At 23.0% G+C, this 20,983-nt stretch carries 14 protein-coding genes and 1 CRISPR repeat array; all 14 genes read right to left on the minus strand.

All coding sequences use genetic code 11. The features are described from left to right. Positions 1 to 8: 8 nt before the first annotated feature. From ACZ5B9_RS07770 to ACZ5B9_RS07835, 14 genes are read right to left on the minus strand one after another with little or no spacing between them, the layout of a single operon-like run. Positions 9 to 2,969, minus strand: coding sequence for a hypothetical protein (locus ACZ5B9_RS07770; RefSeq protein ID WP_464422086.1), 2,961 nt, complete (start codon positions 2,967 to 2,969; stop codon positions 9 to 11). Continuing rightward, the gene (locus tag ACZ5B9_RS07775) at positions 2,970 to 6,728 is read right to left on the minus strand and encodes a serine/threonine-protein kinase (protein ID WP_464422087.1); all 3,759 of its coding nucleotides are present in this window, start codon (positions 6,726 to 6,728) and stop codon (positions 2,970 to 2,972) included. Next, positions 6,725 to 7,402, minus strand: a complete 678-nt coding sequence (locus ACZ5B9_RS07780; RefSeq protein ID WP_464422088.1) for a metallophosphoesterase — start codon at positions 7,400 to 7,402, stop codon at positions 6,725 to 6,727. Before ACZ5B9_RS07780 ends, ACZ5B9_RS07775 begins: the two co-directional genes overlap by 4 nt. After that, entirely contained in the window at positions 7,371 to 7,847 is a 477-nt protein-coding gene (locus tag ACZ5B9_RS07785) for a hypothetical protein (protein ID WP_464422089.1), read from the minus strand. The genes ACZ5B9_RS07780 and ACZ5B9_RS07785 overlap by 32 nt, the downstream gene beginning before the upstream one ends. A gap of 12 nt (positions 7,848 to 7,859) precedes the next feature. Then, on the minus strand, positions 7,860 to 10,307 hold the full coding sequence (locus tag ACZ5B9_RS07790) for an MBL fold metallo-hydrolase (RefSeq protein WP_464422090.1): 2,448 nt from the start codon (positions 10,305 to 10,307) through the stop codon (positions 7,860 to 7,862). Next, positions 10,304 to 10,852 carry a 4Fe-4S single cluster domain-containing protein gene (locus ACZ5B9_RS07795; RefSeq protein ID WP_464422091.1) on the minus strand — a complete coding sequence of 183 codons (549 nt, stop codon included), beginning with the start codon at positions 10,850 to 10,852 and terminating at the stop codon, positions 10,304 to 10,306. Before ACZ5B9_RS07795 ends, ACZ5B9_RS07790 begins: the two co-directional genes overlap by 4 nt. Beyond that, positions 10,846 to 12,561 (minus strand): AAA family ATPase, encoded by a 1,716-nt coding sequence (locus tag ACZ5B9_RS07800; RefSeq protein WP_464422092.1) that lies wholly within the window; start codon positions 12,559 to 12,561, stop codon positions 10,846 to 10,848. The genes ACZ5B9_RS07795 and ACZ5B9_RS07800 overlap by 7 nt, the downstream gene beginning before the upstream one ends. Continuing rightward, positions 12,545 to 14,044, minus strand: coding sequence for a hypothetical protein (locus ACZ5B9_RS07805; RefSeq protein ID WP_464422093.1), 1,500 nt, complete (start codon positions 14,042 to 14,044; stop codon positions 12,545 to 12,547). Before ACZ5B9_RS07805 ends, ACZ5B9_RS07800 begins: the two co-directional genes overlap by 17 nt. Positions 14,045 to 14,081: 37 nt before the next feature. After that, the gene (cmr6, locus tag ACZ5B9_RS07810) at positions 14,082 to 15,251 is read right to left on the minus strand and encodes a type III-B CRISPR module RAMP protein Cmr6 (protein WP_464422094.1); all 1,170 of its coding nucleotides are present in this window, start codon (positions 15,249 to 15,251) and stop codon (positions 14,082 to 14,084) included. Between the two features lie 9 nt (positions 15,252 to 15,260). Continuing rightward, positions 15,261 to 15,668, minus strand: a complete 408-nt coding sequence (cmr5, locus tag ACZ5B9_RS07815; protein WP_464422095.1) for a type III-B CRISPR module-associated protein Cmr5 — start codon at positions 15,666 to 15,668, stop codon at positions 15,261 to 15,263. A 1-nt stretch (position 15,669) separates the two neighbouring features. After that, positions 15,670 to 16,494, minus strand: coding sequence for a type III-B CRISPR module RAMP protein Cmr4 (cmr4, locus tag ACZ5B9_RS07820; RefSeq protein ID WP_464422096.1), 825 nt, complete (start codon positions 16,492 to 16,494; stop codon positions 15,670 to 15,672). A 1-nt stretch (position 16,495) separates the two neighbouring features. Further along, positions 16,496 to 17,518, minus strand: a complete 1,023-nt coding sequence (locus ACZ5B9_RS07825; RefSeq protein ID WP_464422097.1) for a hypothetical protein — start codon at positions 17,516 to 17,518, stop codon at positions 16,496 to 16,498. A 1-nt stretch (position 17,519) separates the two neighbouring features. Beyond that, the gene (locus tag ACZ5B9_RS07830; protein WP_464422098.1) at positions 17,520 to 18,992 is read right to left on the minus strand and encodes a Cas10/Cmr2 second palm domain-containing protein; all 1,473 of its coding nucleotides are present in this window, start codon (positions 18,990 to 18,992) and stop codon (positions 17,520 to 17,522) included. A 4-nt stretch (positions 18,993 to 18,996) separates the two neighbouring features. Continuing rightward, a complete protein-coding gene (locus ACZ5B9_RS07835; protein ID WP_464422099.1) occupies positions 18,997 to 19,923 on the minus strand; it encodes a hypothetical protein in 927 nt (308 codons plus the stop codon). Between the two features lie 206 nt (positions 19,924 to 20,129). After that, positions 20,130 to 20,844: direct repeats of the CRISPR family, unit length 37 nt; unit sequence GTTTCAATCCTTGTTTTAATGGATTCACTTCTTTAAC. Positions 20,845 to 20,983 lie beyond the last annotated feature (139 nt).

Below are 20,983 nucleotides of genomic sequence, written 5' to 3' on the forward strand. Positions count from 1 at the left end.
TCTCCTTATTAATATAATAATTTTTCTAATATTTTAAATAGAATTACTGAATCTGATGTTGCAAATAATTGACTAACTTCTTTAGTATTTCCTAAAATTTCTTCAAAATACTCTCTTTCATTCTCCAATTCAATTATACCATTTTCAAAATATTTATTTAAAATTTCTCTTACACCGTAAAGAAATTCTTCTGATTTAGTTTCTGAAATTTTATTTTTTTCTGAGAACTCTTTGTAATTCCCTTCTAATAACAGCTTTTCAATTTTTTCTTTTATTTCTTCTTTTGAGACATTTAATTCTTCTTTTTGTTTTCGTTCAACAAGATTATACAATTCTCCAATTTCACTTATTTCAAAAACTTTGTTATCATTCATTTCTAATACAATTAAAGCTGATGCATCTTTATCACATTCTACTTCTGAAATGATTTTTTGTAAATTTTCATCTCTAACAGTTATTCTATTTATATTTTCTTTTAGTAAATTTATAATTTTTATCAAATCTTCTTTTTTAAAGTTGTTCGGAATATAACCTGTATAATTTTGTGTATCATCTGCTATATCTTCTAATCTTTCAGATATTTCCTCTAATGAAGGTCTAGCTGATTTTGTACTTGATAAAATTTCTTCTATCAAATTACTTATTAATTTTGGAACATAATAAACTTGCTGTATTTTTCTAATCTTAACAGTATTTTTTTCTCTATTTTCTCCATATAATCTTTCAGAAGATATATTTTTTACAATTGATTTATCTATATCTTTCTCAAGATAGAATGCATCTTTTATTTTTTCTTTAATTTCTAAAGACAAATTGGAATCTACAATTCCCATTATAACATGATAACCATAAAATACTTCATGTAAGATTAAACCCAATATATAAATATTACTTTCTTTTCCTATATTTTTTTCTATATACTCTGGAGATTGATAAAAGTTACTCTTTTTATTTAAAATACTATTTGTTGAACTCAAACTTCCATTTGAATTAGTTTTTATGTAGTTTAAAAATCTAAATTTGTAATTTTCATCTCCAATAACTAAATTATCAGGATTAAGTCGATTAAAAACTATGCCTTCCTTCTCTAATTTTTTAAATGCCTCTATTAATTTACATGATTCTTTTAATTTATCTTCATACGTCATAACAGTATATTTGTCTTTAAATTCTTCATACAAATTCGTATAATTTTCTGTTATAATCTGGATTTTATTATCTTCTAAATAATAGTTATCTATTTTTAAAAAATAATCTGAATTTTTACCTAATACTTGATCTTTTGAAAGAGCTATTTGCTTTTCATTTCTTTTTTCATTATTCATAGTTTCAGTTAATTCAATATAAATTTTTAAATCTCCTGTTAAATTATTTTTACATTTTATATCTCTATACCAGGAAATATTATTTTTTAAATCTAACATAGTATATTCTTCTGAAATATCTATTTCTGGTATTTCTTCTAGCCCGTCTTTTAATCTCAAAATCTCATCTTTTGATAAATATTTTTGTAATATATTATCTATTTCTTCTGCCAATGGACTACTTAATTTTTCTAAATATTCTTTATTTTTTATTAACGTTACCCATAAAGACACATTACCTTTTTCCTGTTTTTTCCTTGAGTCTTCTTCCAAAACTTCTGTTATTTCATTTAAAATTTTTGATATTTCTTCTTTTTTATTTACTTTTACCACATATTCCAATTTAGCTGCTATAAACTCATATTTTTTATTCTGAATATGCATAAAATCAGTAAAAAACATATTCTTCTCTATTTTTTCAAATTTAATTTTTAAAAATTCATTTAAGATACATACATCTTCTTTATTCAGATTATTTTTAACAGCTTCTAGATAGTACAATTTTCCATACAATGTTTTTGTATAATTTTTCATTTTTTTAGCTGCTAACTGATTTTCATTATTTCTTAAATCTAATAATCCTTCAAAAAATTCTTTTTCTTCAAATGATTCAAATTTTATTAGTAATTCTTTAATTTTTGCAAATTTTTTTCTATATAAAAGTACAAAAAATAAATAGCTAATATATTTTTTATTATTTTTCTTATTCAAGCAATATTCTTCGAGTAATTCAGCATATTTTTCCCAGTAAAGCTTCCCTATATTGTTTGTATCATTTAAAAATAATTCTTCTGTTTTTTCTATGTATTCTTCCATTTTTTTCTCATTATTTAGTTTTAAATACAATGTTAATTTTAAAATATACTCTTCTTCTTTTTCTTTTTCATAATAATCTTCTAAGTATTTTTCAACATCTTTGTATTTTCCACATTTAAATGAAGAATTGATAATTCCTTTTTCTATATTTCTGTCATCTTTTGAAGTACTAAATTCTTTATATTCTAAAAAAAGATCTAAAGCTTTTTGATATTCATCAGAATTATAGTAAAAATTAGCGATATTATAAATGATTTCTTTTACAAGCTCTAGTTCTTTCATGCTTTTACTTCTACCATTTACAAATCTATTTTTGAAAATTATAATGTTCTCTTTCAATTTTTTTTCAATTTTCTCTATTTCAATACTATTTTTATGTTCTATATGTTTTTCTAATTGTTTTTTTATTTTTTCAGTAATCTGTTTTGCTTCCATATATTCTTTTTCAGAAATCTTATTTCTATTTTTTAATTCTTCTTCTTCTTTTTCTTTTTTTTCTAATTGTTCTTGGGTTACCTCCTCTCTTAGCTTATTTTCATCTAATTTAATTTTATCTGCTGCATCTTTACTTCTTTTTAAATTTCTTTGTTCATTTTTTATAGTTCTCATTTCTTCTTTCAATTGAAATATTACATTATGTAATTCTTCTACATTTTTTTTGTGTTCTTCTTCCCGTCTTAATACTTCTTTTCTAAATTGTTCTTGGGTTCTTTGTTGCTCTCGTTGATTTCGTAATATTTCTTCATCATCTGAACGACGTCTTCCAAACATACCATTAAAAAATCCCATTTAAATCTCCTCAATAATTTTTTCTAACTCTTCTTTTACATCCCAAATATTGTCATATCTATCATTTTCATTCACTTCTAAACATTTATCAATAATTTCTGATAATTTTACATTTATCTTTTTATTTACTTCAATTGGACTGTAATACTTATATTCGATATCTTCCGTAACTATTCTTCCTTCTCTATGTCCCTTTATTATACCATCTTCTCCAAGACTATTCCCATAAGGAACTTTTCCTGCAAAACATTGATACATCATTATACCAAATGAATAAATATCATCCTTTTCACTATATTTTAACTTCTCGTTTTCATTGTATGCAAGACATTGTTTAGGAGAGGAATAAAGTAAAGTTCCGTATTTCCCATATTCTTCATATTTTGATTGTGAACAACCAAAATCAATTAACTTTATATTTTCATTTCTATCAATCATAACATTATCAGGTTTTATATCTAAATGATAAATTTCTTCACTATGAATCAGATCTAAAGCATCGCATATTGCAATTAGTTTCTCCATCTTTTCTTTAGGTGTATGCTCTTCTTCCTCTAAATATTTTCTAAATGTTCTACCTTCTATATATTCTCCTACATATTCATTTTGATCATACTCATATACTTTCATTAATACTTCTAAATCCATTTCATTTAAAAGTTGTGCCTCATGATAAAAACTTTCATATTCTTCTATTTTTTTATCTGCACTATATCTTTTCAAAATAACTTTTTCATCAGTTATTAGATTATAACCTGAATAAATTTTTCCAAATGCTCCATTAGAAAATTCATCTTTGCTAAAGATATATTTATTCTTTTTATTTCCTGATAAAATCAATGAACAGTATTTATTGAATATTGGTATTTTTTTATAATACTTACCCTTTTTTAAAATATATTTCTGTAAAGTTTCAATTGAAAGTCCTTGAATTTTTTCTTCTAAATATAATTGTAAATTATAACAACTATTTTTTATAATCTCATCTTCATTTTCATAAATTTTCAACTCACCAATTACTTTTTTATCTATGATTTCATTAATTTTACAATATATTTTCTCTCCTAAATATAATTTTGTGTTAGTTTTTACTAGAATTTCATCTTTATTAATTTTACATATATACTCTGTTTCTGAAATTTTTTCTTTAACTGTAACTTCTATTTCATTTTCTTTCATATCTTCATCAAAAATATTTAATCTTAGTATGCATATATCTTTTTCAAATTCTGAAATATAATATTTATAATTTAAATCTGAAATTTTTGAATTTAATTTTATTTTTATATTTAATTCTTCATCACCCAAAAGGTAGCTATTTTCAAAATTTCCTTTAATAGAATAATTTCCTTCAGTCAAAACTTTTTTTATTTTTTGTTTTAAAGAAACTTCTATTGTATTATTTAATAATTCAATTTTTTTCAATGAAACATAAATTTTATCATAATTACCATCAAATATTGAATATAAATCATTATATATAATATTGTTATCTTTATTTTCTTTTAAATGAACATAATATTTTTCTAATTTTGATGAATAGTTTTCTTTTGAAACTTCTTCTCCAAATAAAAACTCATCTTTTTTTATCGAAAAAATAATTTTTTGATTTTTTATAATTGATTCAAAATATAATCTATCCTCATCAGTTACTATCAATTTTCTATTTGTTACATTTTTTATATCTAAAACAATTTCATCAAAATTAATTTCTTCTATTATTTGTTCTATTGTAAAATATTCATCCAACATCTTTAATTGAATAGCTCTATCTTTCAAATTTAAACTATTTATATTTTTAGGATAACTATCTATTTTATACTTTTTATATGAATTCTTCAAAAATTGTTGTTTTAAATTTTCTACATCAGGATACAAAGAAATTTTGTTATATGGTAAATATCCTATTAAATCTCCTAAATTTAGAGAATAACCTTGATTTGTCAAATTAAAATAGAATCCTTCCTCGTCTTCTGTAAAGTAAATTCCTTCTATCTCACTACCAACAGGATAATTTTCTTCTAATTCACATCGTATATTTGGAGATAATCTTTTACGGGACAATATTAATAAATTTTCTTCTTTTTCCAAAACTTTAAATTGATATTTTTTATTTTCTTCAAAATTTAATTCCTTAGAAAGATATGATATCTCCTCACCTGGAACTTTTATTTCTATGTATTCTCCATCTTTTTCATAAATACCTACTAAGCCATGATAAGTATTTTTTACCGTACACTCTAAAATATCATCTTTTTCAATTTTTTGCATTATTTTCTTAATTTTAAATGGATTATAACCTAATAATGATAATTCACCAGTCTCTTTTGAAATATCATCAATATAAAATTCATATAGCTTATCTTTTTGATAGTAATCTTTTATATCAAATTTTGTTAATTTTTTCAAATTTTCTTTTGGAATAACTAGTTTATACTTATTTTCAATAATAACTTGTATATCATTATTTGTTACTTCATATACTCTCGCTATTATTGTATCTCCTGAAAATTTATTCTTCAATATTTGAATTAATGGATTTTCTAAATACGGAAGTTGTGTATAAAAATAAAAAGTTTCTCCTACTTTATATTTATATTTTAATTTTTTTAATACATCTCCAACTTCTACAACATCTTCTAAATAATCTATATCCGAAGCTTCTATAAATAATCTGTTATTTAGAGTACTTTCTTTATTTTGAGAACTTAACTGATATATGATTTTATCAGAAAATGTTTTTATTACTTTTGAAATATAAAAATTTTCTATTTCTTCTTTAGGATACATAATTTGTTTCAACTGAATTCTATACTGATTTAATTCAAGACAAACCCAATCATTATGTAAAGTATCCAATAAGCTTAACTCTATTAAACTATAGGAATTTATATTAAATTTTGCTAATCCTATATCTTCTCTCTCAATGTAATAGGTCAAATCTTCTACATCTAATTCATTTTTCTTAAACATTGCAAAAAACTCATCTTTTTCTAACTGGATTCTTTCTTTAAACTCTTTATCTACTTGAAGATTATAATGGCAATATCTTGTTTTCTTATCTTTAATTTTACAATTAAAATATCTTTCTACTTTTTCATTTCCAACTATTAGCGTGTCTATTATTTCATAATTTCTTTGATTATAATATGTATCAACTTTTGAAGAAATAAATATTTTAAATTTTAAGTTATTTTCTACATCTTCAACTAAATAATTCCAACCTTTTAATTCTATATCTTCTTTGTTATCATTTTTTCTAGTTATCTCTTCTTTTACGCTATGAATAAGTAATTTTTTAGACTTTTCTTTTGATTTTTCTATTAACTTAATATATTTATCTTCATTAACTTTGTAACTACTCAAATTATGTCTACCTTTTTTTGTATAAGTTATTATGAATTCTATTTCGTCTCCAATATTAGCATTAGAAACTGTGTCCGTTTTATAAACTAACCCATACTTATACTTATCAACTCTTACCAAATAAAAATTCATTGCTGTTCTAAATATTTTTCCTCTATAAGTAACTCCTTCTGAAAAATTTTTTCTATAATGCTGTGCATCAAATAGTTGTGAGAAATGGTCATATTGTTCTCTTTTTTTATTCCATCTTAATTCCCAAACATCTCCTTCTTCTACATCGTCATACACAAGAAAAACATTTCTTAAAAGTCTGACTTCTTCTTCCCCATCTTTACATAAAACTGAATTTGAGTCTTTTTTTAAAATAAAATATTTTTTTATATTATTTTTCATATATTTTCCTCACTCATATAAATTTTTTTGCTCTTCAATTCATAACAACCTAACCTGTTAAACTTATAAGTTCCACAATCTATTCCAATATAATTATAAAAATTATCTATTTTTATATTTCCATATTCCTGTATTTTGTGTCCAAAAATAATTATTTTCTTATTTTCATTATCTTTATCCAACCAAAATCTATCTCTTGTCCATAAAATATATTTTTCATTTTGATTTTCAAGAGATATTTTTTTATCTATTCCAGCATGAACAAATATATAATTTTCACTGTATACAATATGTGGCATCTCATAAATAAAATCTAATATTTTGTCCTTTAAATCTTCATTACTATCTAAAATTTCTCTCGTTTTTTTACTTCCATTTTCATTTATAAGATATGTTTTTCTCTCAATTCCCATATAGTAATCTTCTAGCATTTTCTCATGATTTCCTATCAAATGTATCAAATTGCTTTTCTTTTGCAATTTAAATAATATTTCATAAGTTTTTTCTAATTCGTTTCCTCTGTCACAGGAATCACCTAAAATTAAAAACAAATCTTCCTTTGAATATTCTATTTTTTCTAATAATTTTTCTAATAAATTTCCATGAGAATGAATATCTGAAATTACATAAATATTTCTATATTTATTTTCTTCTATTCTTAATATTTTCAACATATAATTTTCCTATCTCTGAAAGTTTACATTCTTCCATATTTTCATTATCATAATAAAGATTTTTTATAAATTCTGGTAAACTGTTATACTCTTCTTTCGATAGTATATTTTTTATATTTTCTTCCTCTAAGCCTATATTTTCTAAATTTAACCTTAATAGATTACTCTCTTTCACTTCTCTATCTAGGTGAAATAATCGAATTTTTTCGTCAATATAAGAAAATAAAAGTAAGGAGGACCACATTCTTAAATTTTCTCCAAAATAATATACATCTGTATTTTTAGATATATCTATTTTCACATATAAATAATCTAAGAATTTTAAAATTTCATTTTTATCAATTTTTTCATTATTCAAATATTCTATTTGACTTTCCAAATAAATCTCTACATCATAGCTATCATTCTTTATTTCTACTTTTTTATCATATACTGCTATTTTCATTATTATACTTCCTTATAATTCTTTATATTTTTCTATTTTGTTTATAATTTCTTTCATTTTTTCATTTCTTTTTACTACTATCTTAAAATATTGTATCCCACTCTCCAAATAATACTTTCCAAATATTTCATTTTTTTGAATACCTAAAATTTCTCTATAAATTTTATTTTCTTTATAAGAAAATATATAATTCAACATATGAATTGATTCAATTTTTTCATTCAATTTAGAATATATAAACTCTAAATCTTTTACAACTTCTTTTGACTTTATCTCATAAATATGATCTATATCTCCCCATAATGAATTATCTGAATGATAGAAGATATTTCTTTTATAAATTCCATTTGAAACATCATAATTTGGTCTTTCAGAAAGTTTTTGTTCTATTATTTTTTTTCTTTTATTTACTTGATGATAATATTTTAATTTACGAATTAATGCTCTTATCTCTGGTGTTCTATATTTTTCTCTTAAATTATCTTCTGCGCTTTCTAAAATATCAAAAGGTAAATTTGGAATTAAATCGAAAGTATTCCTATTATACATATATAAATATGTTCCTGTCATTTGTGAAAGAACTACAATTTTTTCAATAAATTCAAAAAGTGTACTAATTAAATATATATTTGATTTTTCATTGGTATCTGAAATTAGCATTGCTAAATCTTCCATCATTGTTATTTTATTATTATAATAGTTTATATTAGAACTTATTTCCATGTTTTTTAATTCCTGTACTAGTTTTTCAAAAAATTCTTTATTTTTTTCAGATATAATAAATTCAAAATGCAATAATTCTCTTTGAATGTTGCCTATATTTTTACTTTTAAATAATTTTATAATAGGATAATTATCATATTTTTCGTTTTCTAAAATATTAGCCTCTTCTGAATCCAATTTATATTCATTATCTGTATCTATTATTATTCTAGAAAATTTATGCTGCATACTAAAAAATTTTTTTACTCCATTATCAACTAAGTAAACTTTTTCATCAATTTCTGGAATAAACACCATTTTATCTTTTATCCCTTTTGCTACACTTTTACTCGCTTCCAACTCTCCATGAACTAACATAACATTTTCTGGATTTAGTTTTTTTACTAAATCTATTACACCTCTTACACTTGCGTGTCCTGGAAATGTAACTTTATATATATTTCTATTATTTTTTTTATAAGTTCTCCCTCCAATTGTCATAGACTCCAAATAGTTTGTATTCTGAATTTTTCCACCTACCGTATTAGGTGCCTGATAACCTACAAAAATTATACCATGTTTATTTCCATGCATTATATCTAAAGCCAATTTCGTATTATCATTAGGTTCTTCATTTAAAAAAGATAACATCCCTGGTTGAATAAGAAAAATTGCTTTATTAGCTTTTTTAGTAAATTCACTAGCAATTTCTTTTGGATTATATCTTTCTAAATTTAATTTTTTTTGTAAATTTTCAATTAAACTTTTACTTTGATTTTGTCCCTTATTTAAAATTTTAAAATAATCTTTTCCATCTATTGTCAACTCTTCTGCTAAAATATCTAAAGATTGCTCTAAATATTTTTCAGTATATTTTATTCCTAAAGAATTTGAACTATTATGTAAGTAAATTTTTGTATCTCTTGGTATTTTACCTTCTAAAATTAATCTTAAAATTGCAGAAATTACTTCCTGCATTCTTCCTAATGCAAAACAAGGAATAAGAACATTTCCTTCATTTTCAAATATTTTGTTTATTCCATACGATAAATCTGTCAATGTTTTCTCTTTAAGTACTTCATCGCTTTCATCATTTTTTCCATAAGTTGTTTCTGTTATCATTGTATCTATTTTTTTATCTTTAAGTTTTGAAATAAATTCTGTTTTTTGATGGAAAAATTTTTTAGATTCAGTAAAATCACAAGTTAAAAATAACGTATAATTCCCATCTTCAAATAAAATTCCTAATGAACCTAATAAATGAGATGTTTTGTAAAATGTTATTTTTAAATTTATTTTTCCTATATAAATAGATTTATAAAAATCATTTGTCTCCATTTTCTTTACAACTCTATCTATATTTTCATCAGAATATATTTCTAATTTTTTTTCTATTTCTTGTTTTCTATTTTCTATTTTTTCTTTTTCTAAATTTCTTTTTAATATTATTTGTGAATCTTCCAAAGCAATCTTCAACATATCTTTGTTATCTGGAACTGTTATCATTCTTTTTAAATTTAATTGATTTTCACATTCCATTAAAGAACCTACATGATCTGAATGTAAATGTGTAAGTATAAACAAATCTATATCATCACTAATTTCTTCAAAAATAGGATATTTATCTTTTGTTCGTCTTGCTCCTGAATCTATTAGAATTTTTTCACCTTTCCAATATAGAAATATAGATGTAGCCCCAATTTCTGAAGCTCCACCTAGATATTGGATATAAATATCTTTCTCAGCTTTTTTTATCATTTATAAAACCCCTTTATCTGTATACTATTCTTACTTATTTCTATTTCGTATGAATTTTCAACATCAAAATCTTTTTTGCTGTATCTATTTGTAAAATAAATAATTTTCTGATTGGAAGATCCTTTAAATTCTCTATTTATAGCTAATTTTTCTATATAAAGTCCATCAATTAAAACATCAATATATTTAAAAAGTTCTTCTACATTTTCATTTTTATCCTTTTTTAAATTTTCATATTCAAAACCTGTATAACATAGAACCGATAAGTTATTCTCTTGACATTTTTGAGCTATTAGTGCAAGCTGCTTTGCTTGTAATAAAGGTTCTCCGCCTAAAAATGTAACTCCTTCTATATTTGATTTTAATGATAAAATATCATTTATTATTTTTTCTGTATCAATTAATATTTTTTTTTCAAATGATTGGTATTCTGTATTATAACATCCTTTACAATTGAAAAAACAGCCCTGTACCCAGATTATATATCTTTTTCCAGGACCTAAAACTTTACAGTTTTTATCTATTTTTGCAATATTTATTAACATCTAAATTCAACCTTTTCATCATTGACAAAAGCTATAATTCTATTTTTATTATCATTTTTTTCAGTATAAAATATAGAAAATTCATTTATAAAATAATTTTCTATTAGAGTATTTACTAATCTTGCACCAAATTTTTTTGAAGTTTCTAATTTTCTCATAAAAAATTGTTTCATTTCTTCAATATTTTCTATTTCTAATTCTAAATTTTTTATTCTTTTTTTCATATTTTTTATTACTATTTCAAGCTTAGTTTCAATAATTTCTTCAAATACATCGTTACTTATATGATTAAATACTATTTTATTATCACCAAATCTATTTAGAATTTCAACTCTTCCAACTTCTTTTTCAAAATATTTATTTAAAGCATCTAAATAGTGTTTTTTAGGATTTTTTTCAGCTATTTCATCAAACTCTGCATTTCCTATATTAGAGGTAAATATAATTATTGATTCTGTGAAATATCCTGTATTTCCTTTATTATCAGTTAACCTTCCATCCTCCAATATTTGTAAAAATGTATCCCATATTTTTACATTTGCTTTATCTATTTCATCAAATAAAATTACAGAATATGGGTTTGACATAATCCAGTTAGTTAACTGTCCTCCTTCATTGTATCCAACATATCCCGGATCAGAACCAATTAATTTATTTATACTTTCTGCACTTTTATATTCACTCATATCAAATCTTTTAAAAGAACTTTCATCTCCAAAAATACACTCTGTAAGTGTTTTTGCCAGTTCAGTTTTCCCAACTCCTGAAGGACCAGTAAAAAACATAACTCCAGTTGGTTTCGTACTATATGGTTGCATAACACCATTTAAATTTAGCTTTGCTCTGTAAATTACTTTTTTTACAAATTCAATAGCTTCATTTTGTCCTTTAACTCTTTTTTTTAACTTCTCTTCTAATCTTTTTATTGTACTATTTTTTAAATTTATCCAAGGAGATTTTTTTTCTCCAAAATCATAGTCATTAACTATATCTTTTATACTTTTTTCAGAATCAAAAATTGTTTTTGTTTCCTCTGCTTTTTGGAAAATATTTGATACTTCCTTTAATTTTCTTTTTCCAGTTATTTTCACAAAAATATTGAAATCTTCTTTTATAGAATCAGAATCTTCTCCTGTTTTTTCTCTCAAAGAAAAGAAATTCAAAATATCTTTAATGTATGTTTCTCTTTCATCTTCTTCCGGATAATCTATATAAATTGTTGAGACATATGGATTATTAACAGTCAGTTTTTCAGGAAAATCTCCTAAAGTTTCAGATATAAATATTATTTTTTTATCATTTTCTTCCGAGTTAATATATTCCAAAAAATATCTTAAAGTATATGAATAATCATAACATGAAGCATCTCCAAAAAATAATTTTGGATCTTTAATAATTATATTTTTTTCACTTAAATTTTCTAATTTTTGAATATTTTTTAAAAAATCAACTCTTGTATTTAAAAATATTCCATCTGTTAAATCATTTTCTTCACCTTGCTGTTCTTCACTTTCTATTATTTTTTCAAAATAGTCAGTTCCAAAAAAAATAAACAGATCATCTCCAAATTTTTTTTCAAAAAACTCATTTATATTGCAAGTACTTTCCTTGTAAAAATAGTCATCATCTATGCTTCCATATAGGCAAAAAACTTTCCTTCTTTCTAATTCACTTTCAAATTTTTCAATCCATCTACTTTTTTCTATCATTTTTCTTACCTTTCAAAACATTTAAAAATTCTGATATTTTTTCTATAGCTTTATCTGCATTACCTGTATTAATTAATTTTGTTGCTACTATTATAAAAACTATTAGTAAAAAAGCAAATATCCATTCACTTATTTTTTTATCAAAATTAATCTCAAAAATTCCACCAGCAAATAAACCAACTATTGCAAATATCATCCCATATTTTTCTATTTTATTTTGGTTTTGTTTTTCTCTTTCTTCATCTCTCTTATCACTATCTCTCTCTAACTTTTCATTTAAAGTTTTTATCTTCAAATCTAATTCTTCTAACAATTCCTTTATTCTCATTTGTTTTTGAAAAAAATCATATAGTTCTATCCCTTGCTCCTGTTGTGTAATTTCAGAAAAATGCATTTTAGATAAATAAGTTAAATATTCTTTTGTTTCTTCATTACTTTCATAAGTTTCATCATCTTTTCCATTAATTATTCTATTGATTAAATTATTCATTTTTTCATTCAAAGAAATAATAGTTGCTTTTTGAGCTACTACCAAAGAGACCAGTTGAAAGTAATGATTTTTCATATGATCATTTATAAAATCGCTACTTGACCAAGCAGAAAATGAATATCTAGAAATTCCATATAAAGTTTTATAATCCTTCCAACGAACATATGTAGATTTTTCTAATAACTCTTCCATCATTTTTTCATCTTGACACATTGGATCCCCAGTATCTATAAAAATATACTTATACCAGTTTTTAGATTTTCTCCATGCATCAATTGGTTTTTCTTCAAAGAAAAAATCTTCTATTCCTTTTTCCTTTTTTACTTCAGAAATATAATGAGACATTACAAACATTCTATCATCTAGTATGATTTCTATATTTTCTGTTTTTAGAAAATAAGAAATTATATTATTTTTTAATTTTTCAGTTTTCTTTATAATGTCTGCATTATGAATATCCTGACTTATTATTTCTCTTTTATTTGCATCATATAGACTTATTTTTGGACATTCTTCTTTTATGTATGCTCTATATAATTTTCTTCCTAAATTATTTATATATAAAATATCTTCTATTTCATTATGCTTTCTATTATTTAAAACAAATGATAATGTGCCTATATTTGTATCAAAACATCTCAGTTTTATATCTTCTATTTCTAGTGAATATTCTTTTTTAAAACTTTTTTCTAGCTTTTCATCATTATGTTCAAAATAAATTTCATATATTCCCTTTTGAATATCTTTATAACTTTTTTCTATTACTTTGTCATCATTACCACTATCCCCATAATTTGAAAATAGTGCTTCCTTCGCATATTTATTTAAATATTTTTCTACATCTGGATTAATTGTACAATCTTCCCATTTCTCTTTTTCTTTAAGAAGTAACTCTGTTCTATTTATATTATCTAGATTTAATATCTTAAAAGGTAAAATAAAAATATGAGTTGATATCAATTTTTCTTGCTGTTCTTCTTTTTGATTTTCCATTTTTTCCCCCTCACTTACAAATACCTATTTCTCCGTATTAGGAATTTAAAATTTCTTCTAATCTTTTTATTTTCTTTTCTGTTTTTTTACTATGTTTTTTTTCTTTTTTTAGAACTTCTAATAATAAATTTGCAATTTCTTTTTGTTCCTCACCTTCAAATTTCTCTACTTCCGAAACTTTTCCTTTTTTTGTTTCATCATTCCATTCATTTTTAAATTCATAAACAAACTTTTTGAAATCACTCATATCTTCTTTTTCTTTTTTTAGAACTTCTAATTTTTCTTTTTCTAGTAACTTTTTAACTTCTTCTTCTCTTTTTCTTGTTATTTTAATACTTTCTTCCTCATCAAAATGACCATAACCAACATTTGTCTTCGCACCTAATCCTGTTAAAAATAAAATTTCTGTAAATAATTTTTTCTTTTGTTCTTTTGTTATAACAATATCATTTTTCTCTGGAATAGATATCTTAGTCTCGGTTAATTGAAGTAAAATTTCTATCTCTGTTTTAGGTACTATTTTTAAAATCTTTATTGGAACAGGATTTTCTAATATTTTTTTATGTGGTGTAATATAATCTTTATCTAGAATTATTTGCTTGTCATTATTGACTATTATTCTCCCTTCAATAAATTTATCTCTTTTTAATATTGGTAAATATTCTTCTTTTACAAAATTTTCCTTCTTTTCAAAATTTCTTCCTTCAAAAATAGATTCCCCTATTCTCTCAATATCTTCTAAAGTATAGTTTGATTCTAAAATTTGATTTATTAGCTCTGTTTTAGCATTATTTTGTTCCTGATATTTTAATTTTTCTTCTTCTGAATCGTTTTTATCTCCAATTTCAGTTGGAAAAAAATCTCTAATTACACCTTTTATACCACTTCCTGGAATGTATGGAAGTCCAGTTGTATAATCAAAAGAAAGGCCATTTTTAAAATTATCATAGTTACCATTGCCTTTTTTACCTTTATTAAATGGTGTGTATTCAATAGTTGTACCCGTTCCAATTAATAATCCTGGATAGTTTACTGAAAGATAAATTTTATCAATATTTGTTAAATCTTCTAATTTTTTTTGGCTATTATCTTCAACTTTTTTTTCTACTTTAAAAGGAGTTTGCTGTTTATTTTCTTTATTTAAATAAAATTCCTGTAATCTTAATTTCATATAATAGTAACCTAAATTAATACCATATTTCTCCATTATATCCTCCTATTTTTCTTCTAAGAAAGTTCGCAAAGCTAATTTTAATGCAATTGCAACATCTATTACTTTATTTTCTATTTCTCTTAATTTATCCTTTGACATTCTCTTAGTTTGAACTTCATCTGCTAAATATTGACATAATTTTTTCTTATCATCTATTCTAATATCACCTTTTACTTTTAGGAATTCTTTTACTATATTTGCTATCTTTTTTCTGTTTCCTTTTTCATTTGCATCAGTTTTTTCAAAATAAGCTAATGCCGGTATTAATCCATTTTGAATAACCATAGCCCCAAATGTTGATATATAACCTTTGTATTCTGAAGGGATACCATTTTTGTTTATATCTTCTTCAAATTCTTTTTTTGTCATTTTTAGTATATCAGGAAAATATTTTTCTATTCTTCTACTCATTCTATTTCACCTCTTCAAATTTTGTAAAACCGTAACCAATTGTAGCATTAGCTCCTATTTGAACTAAATTTTCTTCTAATTTTTTACAAAAATCTTCAAATTTATCTGTATTTTGAGAATTAACAAGTCCTGTATAAAATACTGTTTCCCTAGGCACTACTTCTTCATACCATAAATTTTTACTTACACCATTTTCTAGCTGATTTCTTGCTATTACTGGTAATCTTTTTGAAATTTCATCTTTAAAATTTTCTTCTTTTATTACAACAATATCTTTTATTCCCAACACTTTACTTAATACATCATTTTCAGCATAAAAATCTATTTCATTATTTTCAAAACTTTCTATCAATAATCCTTTTTCTTCATTTCCTAATACGCAAACTTTTTTTCCTGCTTCAGTTAGTTTTTTATGTATTTTTTCTAATTCTTCTTTTATTTCTTTCAAATTTTCAGTATTTTTTCCAAATAAATTACTGAATTCCACATATTCTCTTATTATTTCTATAGTTGTTCCCATAAAATACGATTTTTTATTACTTCTTACAGGTATTGATAATAACTTTCCTTCAATAAAACTTACGCTACCTTGTTTATTATCTTCTTTTTCAGCATTTTCTGAACCAAAAATTTCCCTTACATAGTCCTTATTTTCAATTTCACCAAAAAATTCCCTTAATGCACCCTTTATACCTGAAGAATGCATATTTGGATACTCTGTAATAGGGTCTCTTTGTACCTGATTATCTATAAAATTAAAATTAGCTTCCCCACTTCCCATATGTAAATTTGTAACTAAACGCATTTTAAATAATTTTGTTTTCATATTATTCATCTCCTTTTATTATTTTATAATCATTAAATCCTACTTTTTTATAATTTTCATATTTTTTATTTTCTAAAATATCAATAATTTTTTTATTACTTATCAAAATACTTCCTCTTTTTATTAAATTTTGTGATTTCTTATTTTTATAAAATTTTTCATTGCTATCATTGATAAATTTAAATTTATTATTTTTAAGAATTATACCTTCGCTTGAATTTAACAACTCATTCAAATCATCTTGTTCTATATACATATCACTTGTAAATAACATCAGATTATTATCTTTATCTGCAGCAATTCCTATATCTTTTTTCTTTTTTTCTTCTACTTCTAAATAGAAAATCGAGTGCTTATCTCCTAACTGAACAAATCCATTTTTTATACCAGCATCTTGTAAAACTGCATAAAATCCAAAATAAACATCTTTTCCTTTAAATAAACATCTTTGTTTTTTAAATAAACTGTTATCTTCTCCTTCTTTTTTTTGTTTATCTATTCCAAATTCTATAACTTCTGTAAATACTTCGTCTTTACTTTTTCGCTTATTGCTTTCAAAATTTTTAAAGTACTCTCTGAAATTTTTTGGACTGTATTCTAATAATCTTTTTTCCCCATTTTTATTAGTAAGATTTTTATTTTGGGAAAATTTAACTCTTTCCTCTCCTTCTTTATTATCTTCATAATAATAATACGGTTTATCCTCAATATAAATCTGTACTGAACTAATATTCTCTATTTTTCCAAATGTACTTTCCGATAAATCATTAGTTATTTTTCCTATATATTCTTTTTCTCTATTTTTTTGTTCATTATTTCTTTTCACATTTTCTATTAAAATTCCATTATCTTCCAGTATTTTTTTTCGTAGCATTCCTAGTATAGCAGTTTGCTGTGGATACAAATTTCCTTTTAAAAAATATGGTTTTTTGTAATCTTTGCTACCTTTATTATCATCAAAACTTTTTGTACTTCCAAAATAAAAAGGATTTAATGGTTTTAATTTTATAAAATACTCCACCACTCTATTTTCCTCCTCTATCTTCATAAAATTTTATTAATTTAAAATATGAATTTACTTTTTCTAATTTTATTTCAAATTTTTCTTCTAAATTTTCTTCTCCTATATAAACCAACAATTCATATAAATCTTTTATTAATGTACTTTTTTCTTTATTACTATCGAATAAATTATCTAAAAAATATCCTATTTGCTCAGGATTTTTAATAATTTCTTTAAAAATAAAATTATTCATATAAACTTTTTGAATAATTGTATTTAATAACTTCTCTTTCTCATTTGAGTATACTTTACCATTCTCTGTATATTTTTTTAAATAATTATTTATTTTATTAAAAAATATATTATTATCATTAAATTTCATATTTTTAACTAAATCGTTTATTACAAATTCAAAACTTTGTCCACTATGTTTTTGTACTGATATGACTGCTGAATTTTTTTTATTTAATTCTTTTGCATTACAAAATAATAAATCATGAGCTCTTTCAATAGATTCTTTAATTGGATTCTTTTTATAACAAACAAATATTCCGAAAGATACACTTAACTTCTTATTTTCATCTCCAAAACATTCCTTCAAATAACTACAAGCTTTTTCAATAAATTCAAATATATATTTAGGATTCAAAATAGTAAGAATATCGTCACCAGCTGAATATAAAACCAAACCTTGTGATTTTCCATTCACTTTTTTTGATTTTATAAATTTTTCTAATTTTGAAATATATTCATATATTTTAAATGAAACATCTTTTATTTTTTCAATTTCTTCCTGAGAAAAGTTTCCCATGTTATCTAAATCAAGAAAAATAATTGCTCTGTAATTATTTTCATTTACTAAAAAACTCTCCTCATTTAATTTGATTTTTTCTGATAAGCTGTCTGTTATAATTTCATTTATTTCTTTTTCATTATATTGTATTGGAAAATTTTTAATTAATTCAATTCCATCTAATTTTGAAAAAATATTTTTTATTTCCTCATTTTTTTCAGTATCCATTAAAACAGTATTGAAATTTATATATTCTTTTAGTAAATCTATTTGTTTTTCACGATTATCCTTATAATCTTTACTTTCATTTTTCTTTACAATTTCATTTATATTTTCCAAATCTTTTAAAACATTATTTTTAGTTTCAGAATTTTTTATTTTTTTCAATAATTTATTAAAAGCTGCATCTTTAAATTCTTCGATTTCATTTATTATTCTTTTGTTTTTTTCTTTTTCTTCAACTTCTTCTGATTTTTCTATTTTCACTTTTAAAATAGCTCGATCTGGATATAATTTACTATTTTCTTCTTCAGAACTAAAATAGGGTGTTATTATTTCATATTTTTTCGACTCATTTATTTTTTTTAGAAATTCATACATAAATGTTGAAAAAAAGGCGGATGCATTTGCTATCTCATAAATTTTTCTACTTTCTGAAATAGTTTCCACTATTGGACCCAATGTAATCCCTACAATTTTCATGATTTTACTCTCCTTTCATTCTTTTTATATACTTATTAAACTCTTCATAACTAAATACATCTGGTTCATAAATTGGATTTCCAACACTTTCAATGTCTGTGTTTGTTACTTTTCCTCTATTTATTTCACCTTTTTCAATTAATTCTTTTATTAATTCGAAATTAGGTATAAAGTATAATCTGTATTTATTATCTTTTGTTTTTAAAATTTTCATTGCTCCTAACGATTCATTTCTACCTACTCCATCTATTCTTAAAAGAATTAACGCTTTACTTACAATTCTTTCTTTTGTTTTTGCTTTAAATTCTAAATTTTTTAATATTTCTTCCATATTATCTTCTTTTAATTTTAGATATTCTTTATTTTCTGTACCAATTTTAAAAAACTTATAAGCCTTCAACACTTCAATTTCATCTATATCTTTATAGTTTGAATCTCCTTGTGAGATATAGAAAGAACCGAAACATTTATTTTTTCTTTTTCCAAAATTCGTTGTTGCTAAAAATTCAGGTAAATTTTCTTTTATTATTTCTATCATTTTTAAGTTTAAAGAAAAGAAACTCATTTTTAATTTTATATTTTTCTTTCTTACCTGATATCCGTCTCCGCCAGATGTCATAAATTTTTTATACGGTTCTCTTTGTTTATATTCTAGATCATCACTTGTAGTGGTCATACTATAATCAAATGATTTTCCTTTTTTTTCCGATGATATTTTCTCATTTTCTTTTTTATTTTCTCCATTTACCTTCAATAATAAAATTTTAGGAATTTCCTTTTTAGCTTCTTCATATTTTCTAATAAGAAATTTATCAAATCTAGGTTTAAATTCTGTTGGTCTCAAAATATCCTTGCCTTCTCCATCTATTTCATTGACATAAGGCGTTATCTGTTCTAATTCTACCTCATAAATATATTTTGGATTTTTCATTTATTTTCTCCTCTCATTTTTATTTATTAATTTTTTCAACAAAAGAATATTCTATTGTCATTTCACTATTTAATTTCCTGTGTTATTAATTTTTAAAAAATAGAATTACTAATTTCTTTTTAATTTAAACTAATATTATTAATGTAATTATACCACATCTTTTAATTTTTTCAAAAAAAAATCACAACTATAAATTGTGATTAAATATCTTTTTCCTTGTTTTAATGGATTCACTTCTTTAACTTGAAAAAATTATAGCAGATATCTTGAATAATTTTCAGGTTTCAATCCTTGTTTTAATGGATTCACTTCTTTAACTTGAAAAAATTATAGCAGATATCTTGAATAATTTTCAGGTTTCAATCCTTGTTTTAATGGATTCACTTCTTTAACGCAGTAGCAAATTTACTATTTACAAGAAGTCTTAATGTTTCAATCCTTGTTTTAATGGATTCACTTCTTTAACTTACCTTAAGAATAAGTTATCTAGTATATTCATGGACGTTTCAATCCTTGTTTTAATGGATTCACTTCTTTAACATTTGTATGTCGGTTTACTATAATAATATTTTTTAGTCAGTTTCAATCCTTGTTTTAATGGATTCACTTCTTTAACTTTATACTTATTATTGGGATAACGACCCAATAAAGGGTATGTTTCAATCCTTGTTTTAATGGATTCACTTCTTTAACAAGTGGATTATCCACAATACCTTCTACAAAATAAAAAACGTTTCAATCCTTGTTTTAATGGATTCACTTCTTTAACATATTATCAGATATTATCTTAACTAGTGTAGAAAATGATGTTTCAATCCTTGTTTTAATGGATTCACTTCTTTAACTTAAGTATAGAATTAAAAAACAGAAGTATTTCAATAATTGTTTCAATCCTTGTTTTAATGGATTCACTTCTTTAACCCGTACTTTCAAGAAAATCCTTTATTTATAGGTGCTACAGAGATTTTTTCAGATATTAAAATCGTATTTTTTTGATTAATTTTTATCGTTTTTTGCTATTTTTTTAGTATTTTCCGTAACTCCAAATATGTATTTTTAT

This window comes from Leptotrichia sp. SK-5, from assembly GCF_055387215.1.

Excerpts from the sequence above, each read along its gene's own strand:
- ACZ5B9_RS07770 (WP_464422086.1), bottom strand. The coding sequence starts at position 2,969 with ATGGGATTTTTTAATGGTATGTTTGGAAGACGTCGTTCAGATGATGAA.
- ACZ5B9_RS07775 (WP_464422087.1), bottom strand. The coding sequence starts at position 6,728 with ATGAAAAATAATATAAAAAAATATTTTATTTTAAAAAAAGACTCAAAT.
- ACZ5B9_RS07780 (WP_464422088.1), bottom strand. The coding sequence starts at position 7,402 with ATGTTGAAAATATTAAGAATAGAAGAAAATAAATATAGAAATATTTAT.
- ACZ5B9_RS07785 (WP_464422089.1), bottom strand. The coding sequence starts at position 7,847 with ATGAAAATAGCAGTATATGATAAAAAAGTAGAAATAAAGAATGATAGC.
- ACZ5B9_RS07790 (WP_464422090.1), bottom strand. The coding sequence starts at position 10,307 with ATGATAAAAAAAGCTGAGAAAGATATTTATATCCAATATCTAGGTGGA.
- ACZ5B9_RS07795 (WP_464422091.1), bottom strand. The coding sequence starts at position 10,852 with ATGTTAATAAATATTGCAAAAATAGATAAAAACTGTAAAGTTTTAGGT.
- ACZ5B9_RS07800 (WP_464422092.1), bottom strand. The coding sequence starts at position 12,561 with ATGATAGAAAAAAGTAGATGGATTGAAAAATTTGAAAGTGAATTAGAA.
- ACZ5B9_RS07805 (WP_464422093.1), bottom strand. The coding sequence starts at position 14,044 with ATGGAAAATCAAAAAGAAGAACAGCAAGAAAAATTGATATCAACTCAT.
- cmr6 (WP_464422094.1), bottom strand. The coding sequence starts at position 15,251 with ATGGAGAAATATGGTATTAATTTAGGTTACTATTATATGAAATTAAGA.
- cmr5 (WP_464422095.1), bottom strand. The coding sequence starts at position 15,668 with ATGAGTAGAAGAATAGAAAAATATTTTCCTGATATACTAAAAATGACA.
- cmr4 (WP_464422096.1), bottom strand. The coding sequence starts at position 16,494 with ATGAAAACAAAATTATTTAAAATGCGTTTAGTTACAAATTTACATATG.
- ACZ5B9_RS07830 (WP_464422098.1), bottom strand. The coding sequence starts at position 18,992 with ATGAAAATTGTAGGGATTACATTGGGTCCAATAGTGGAAACTATTTCA.
- ACZ5B9_RS07835 (WP_464422099.1), bottom strand. The coding sequence starts at position 19,923 with ATGAAAAATCCAAAATATATTTATGAGGTAGAATTAGAACAGATAACG.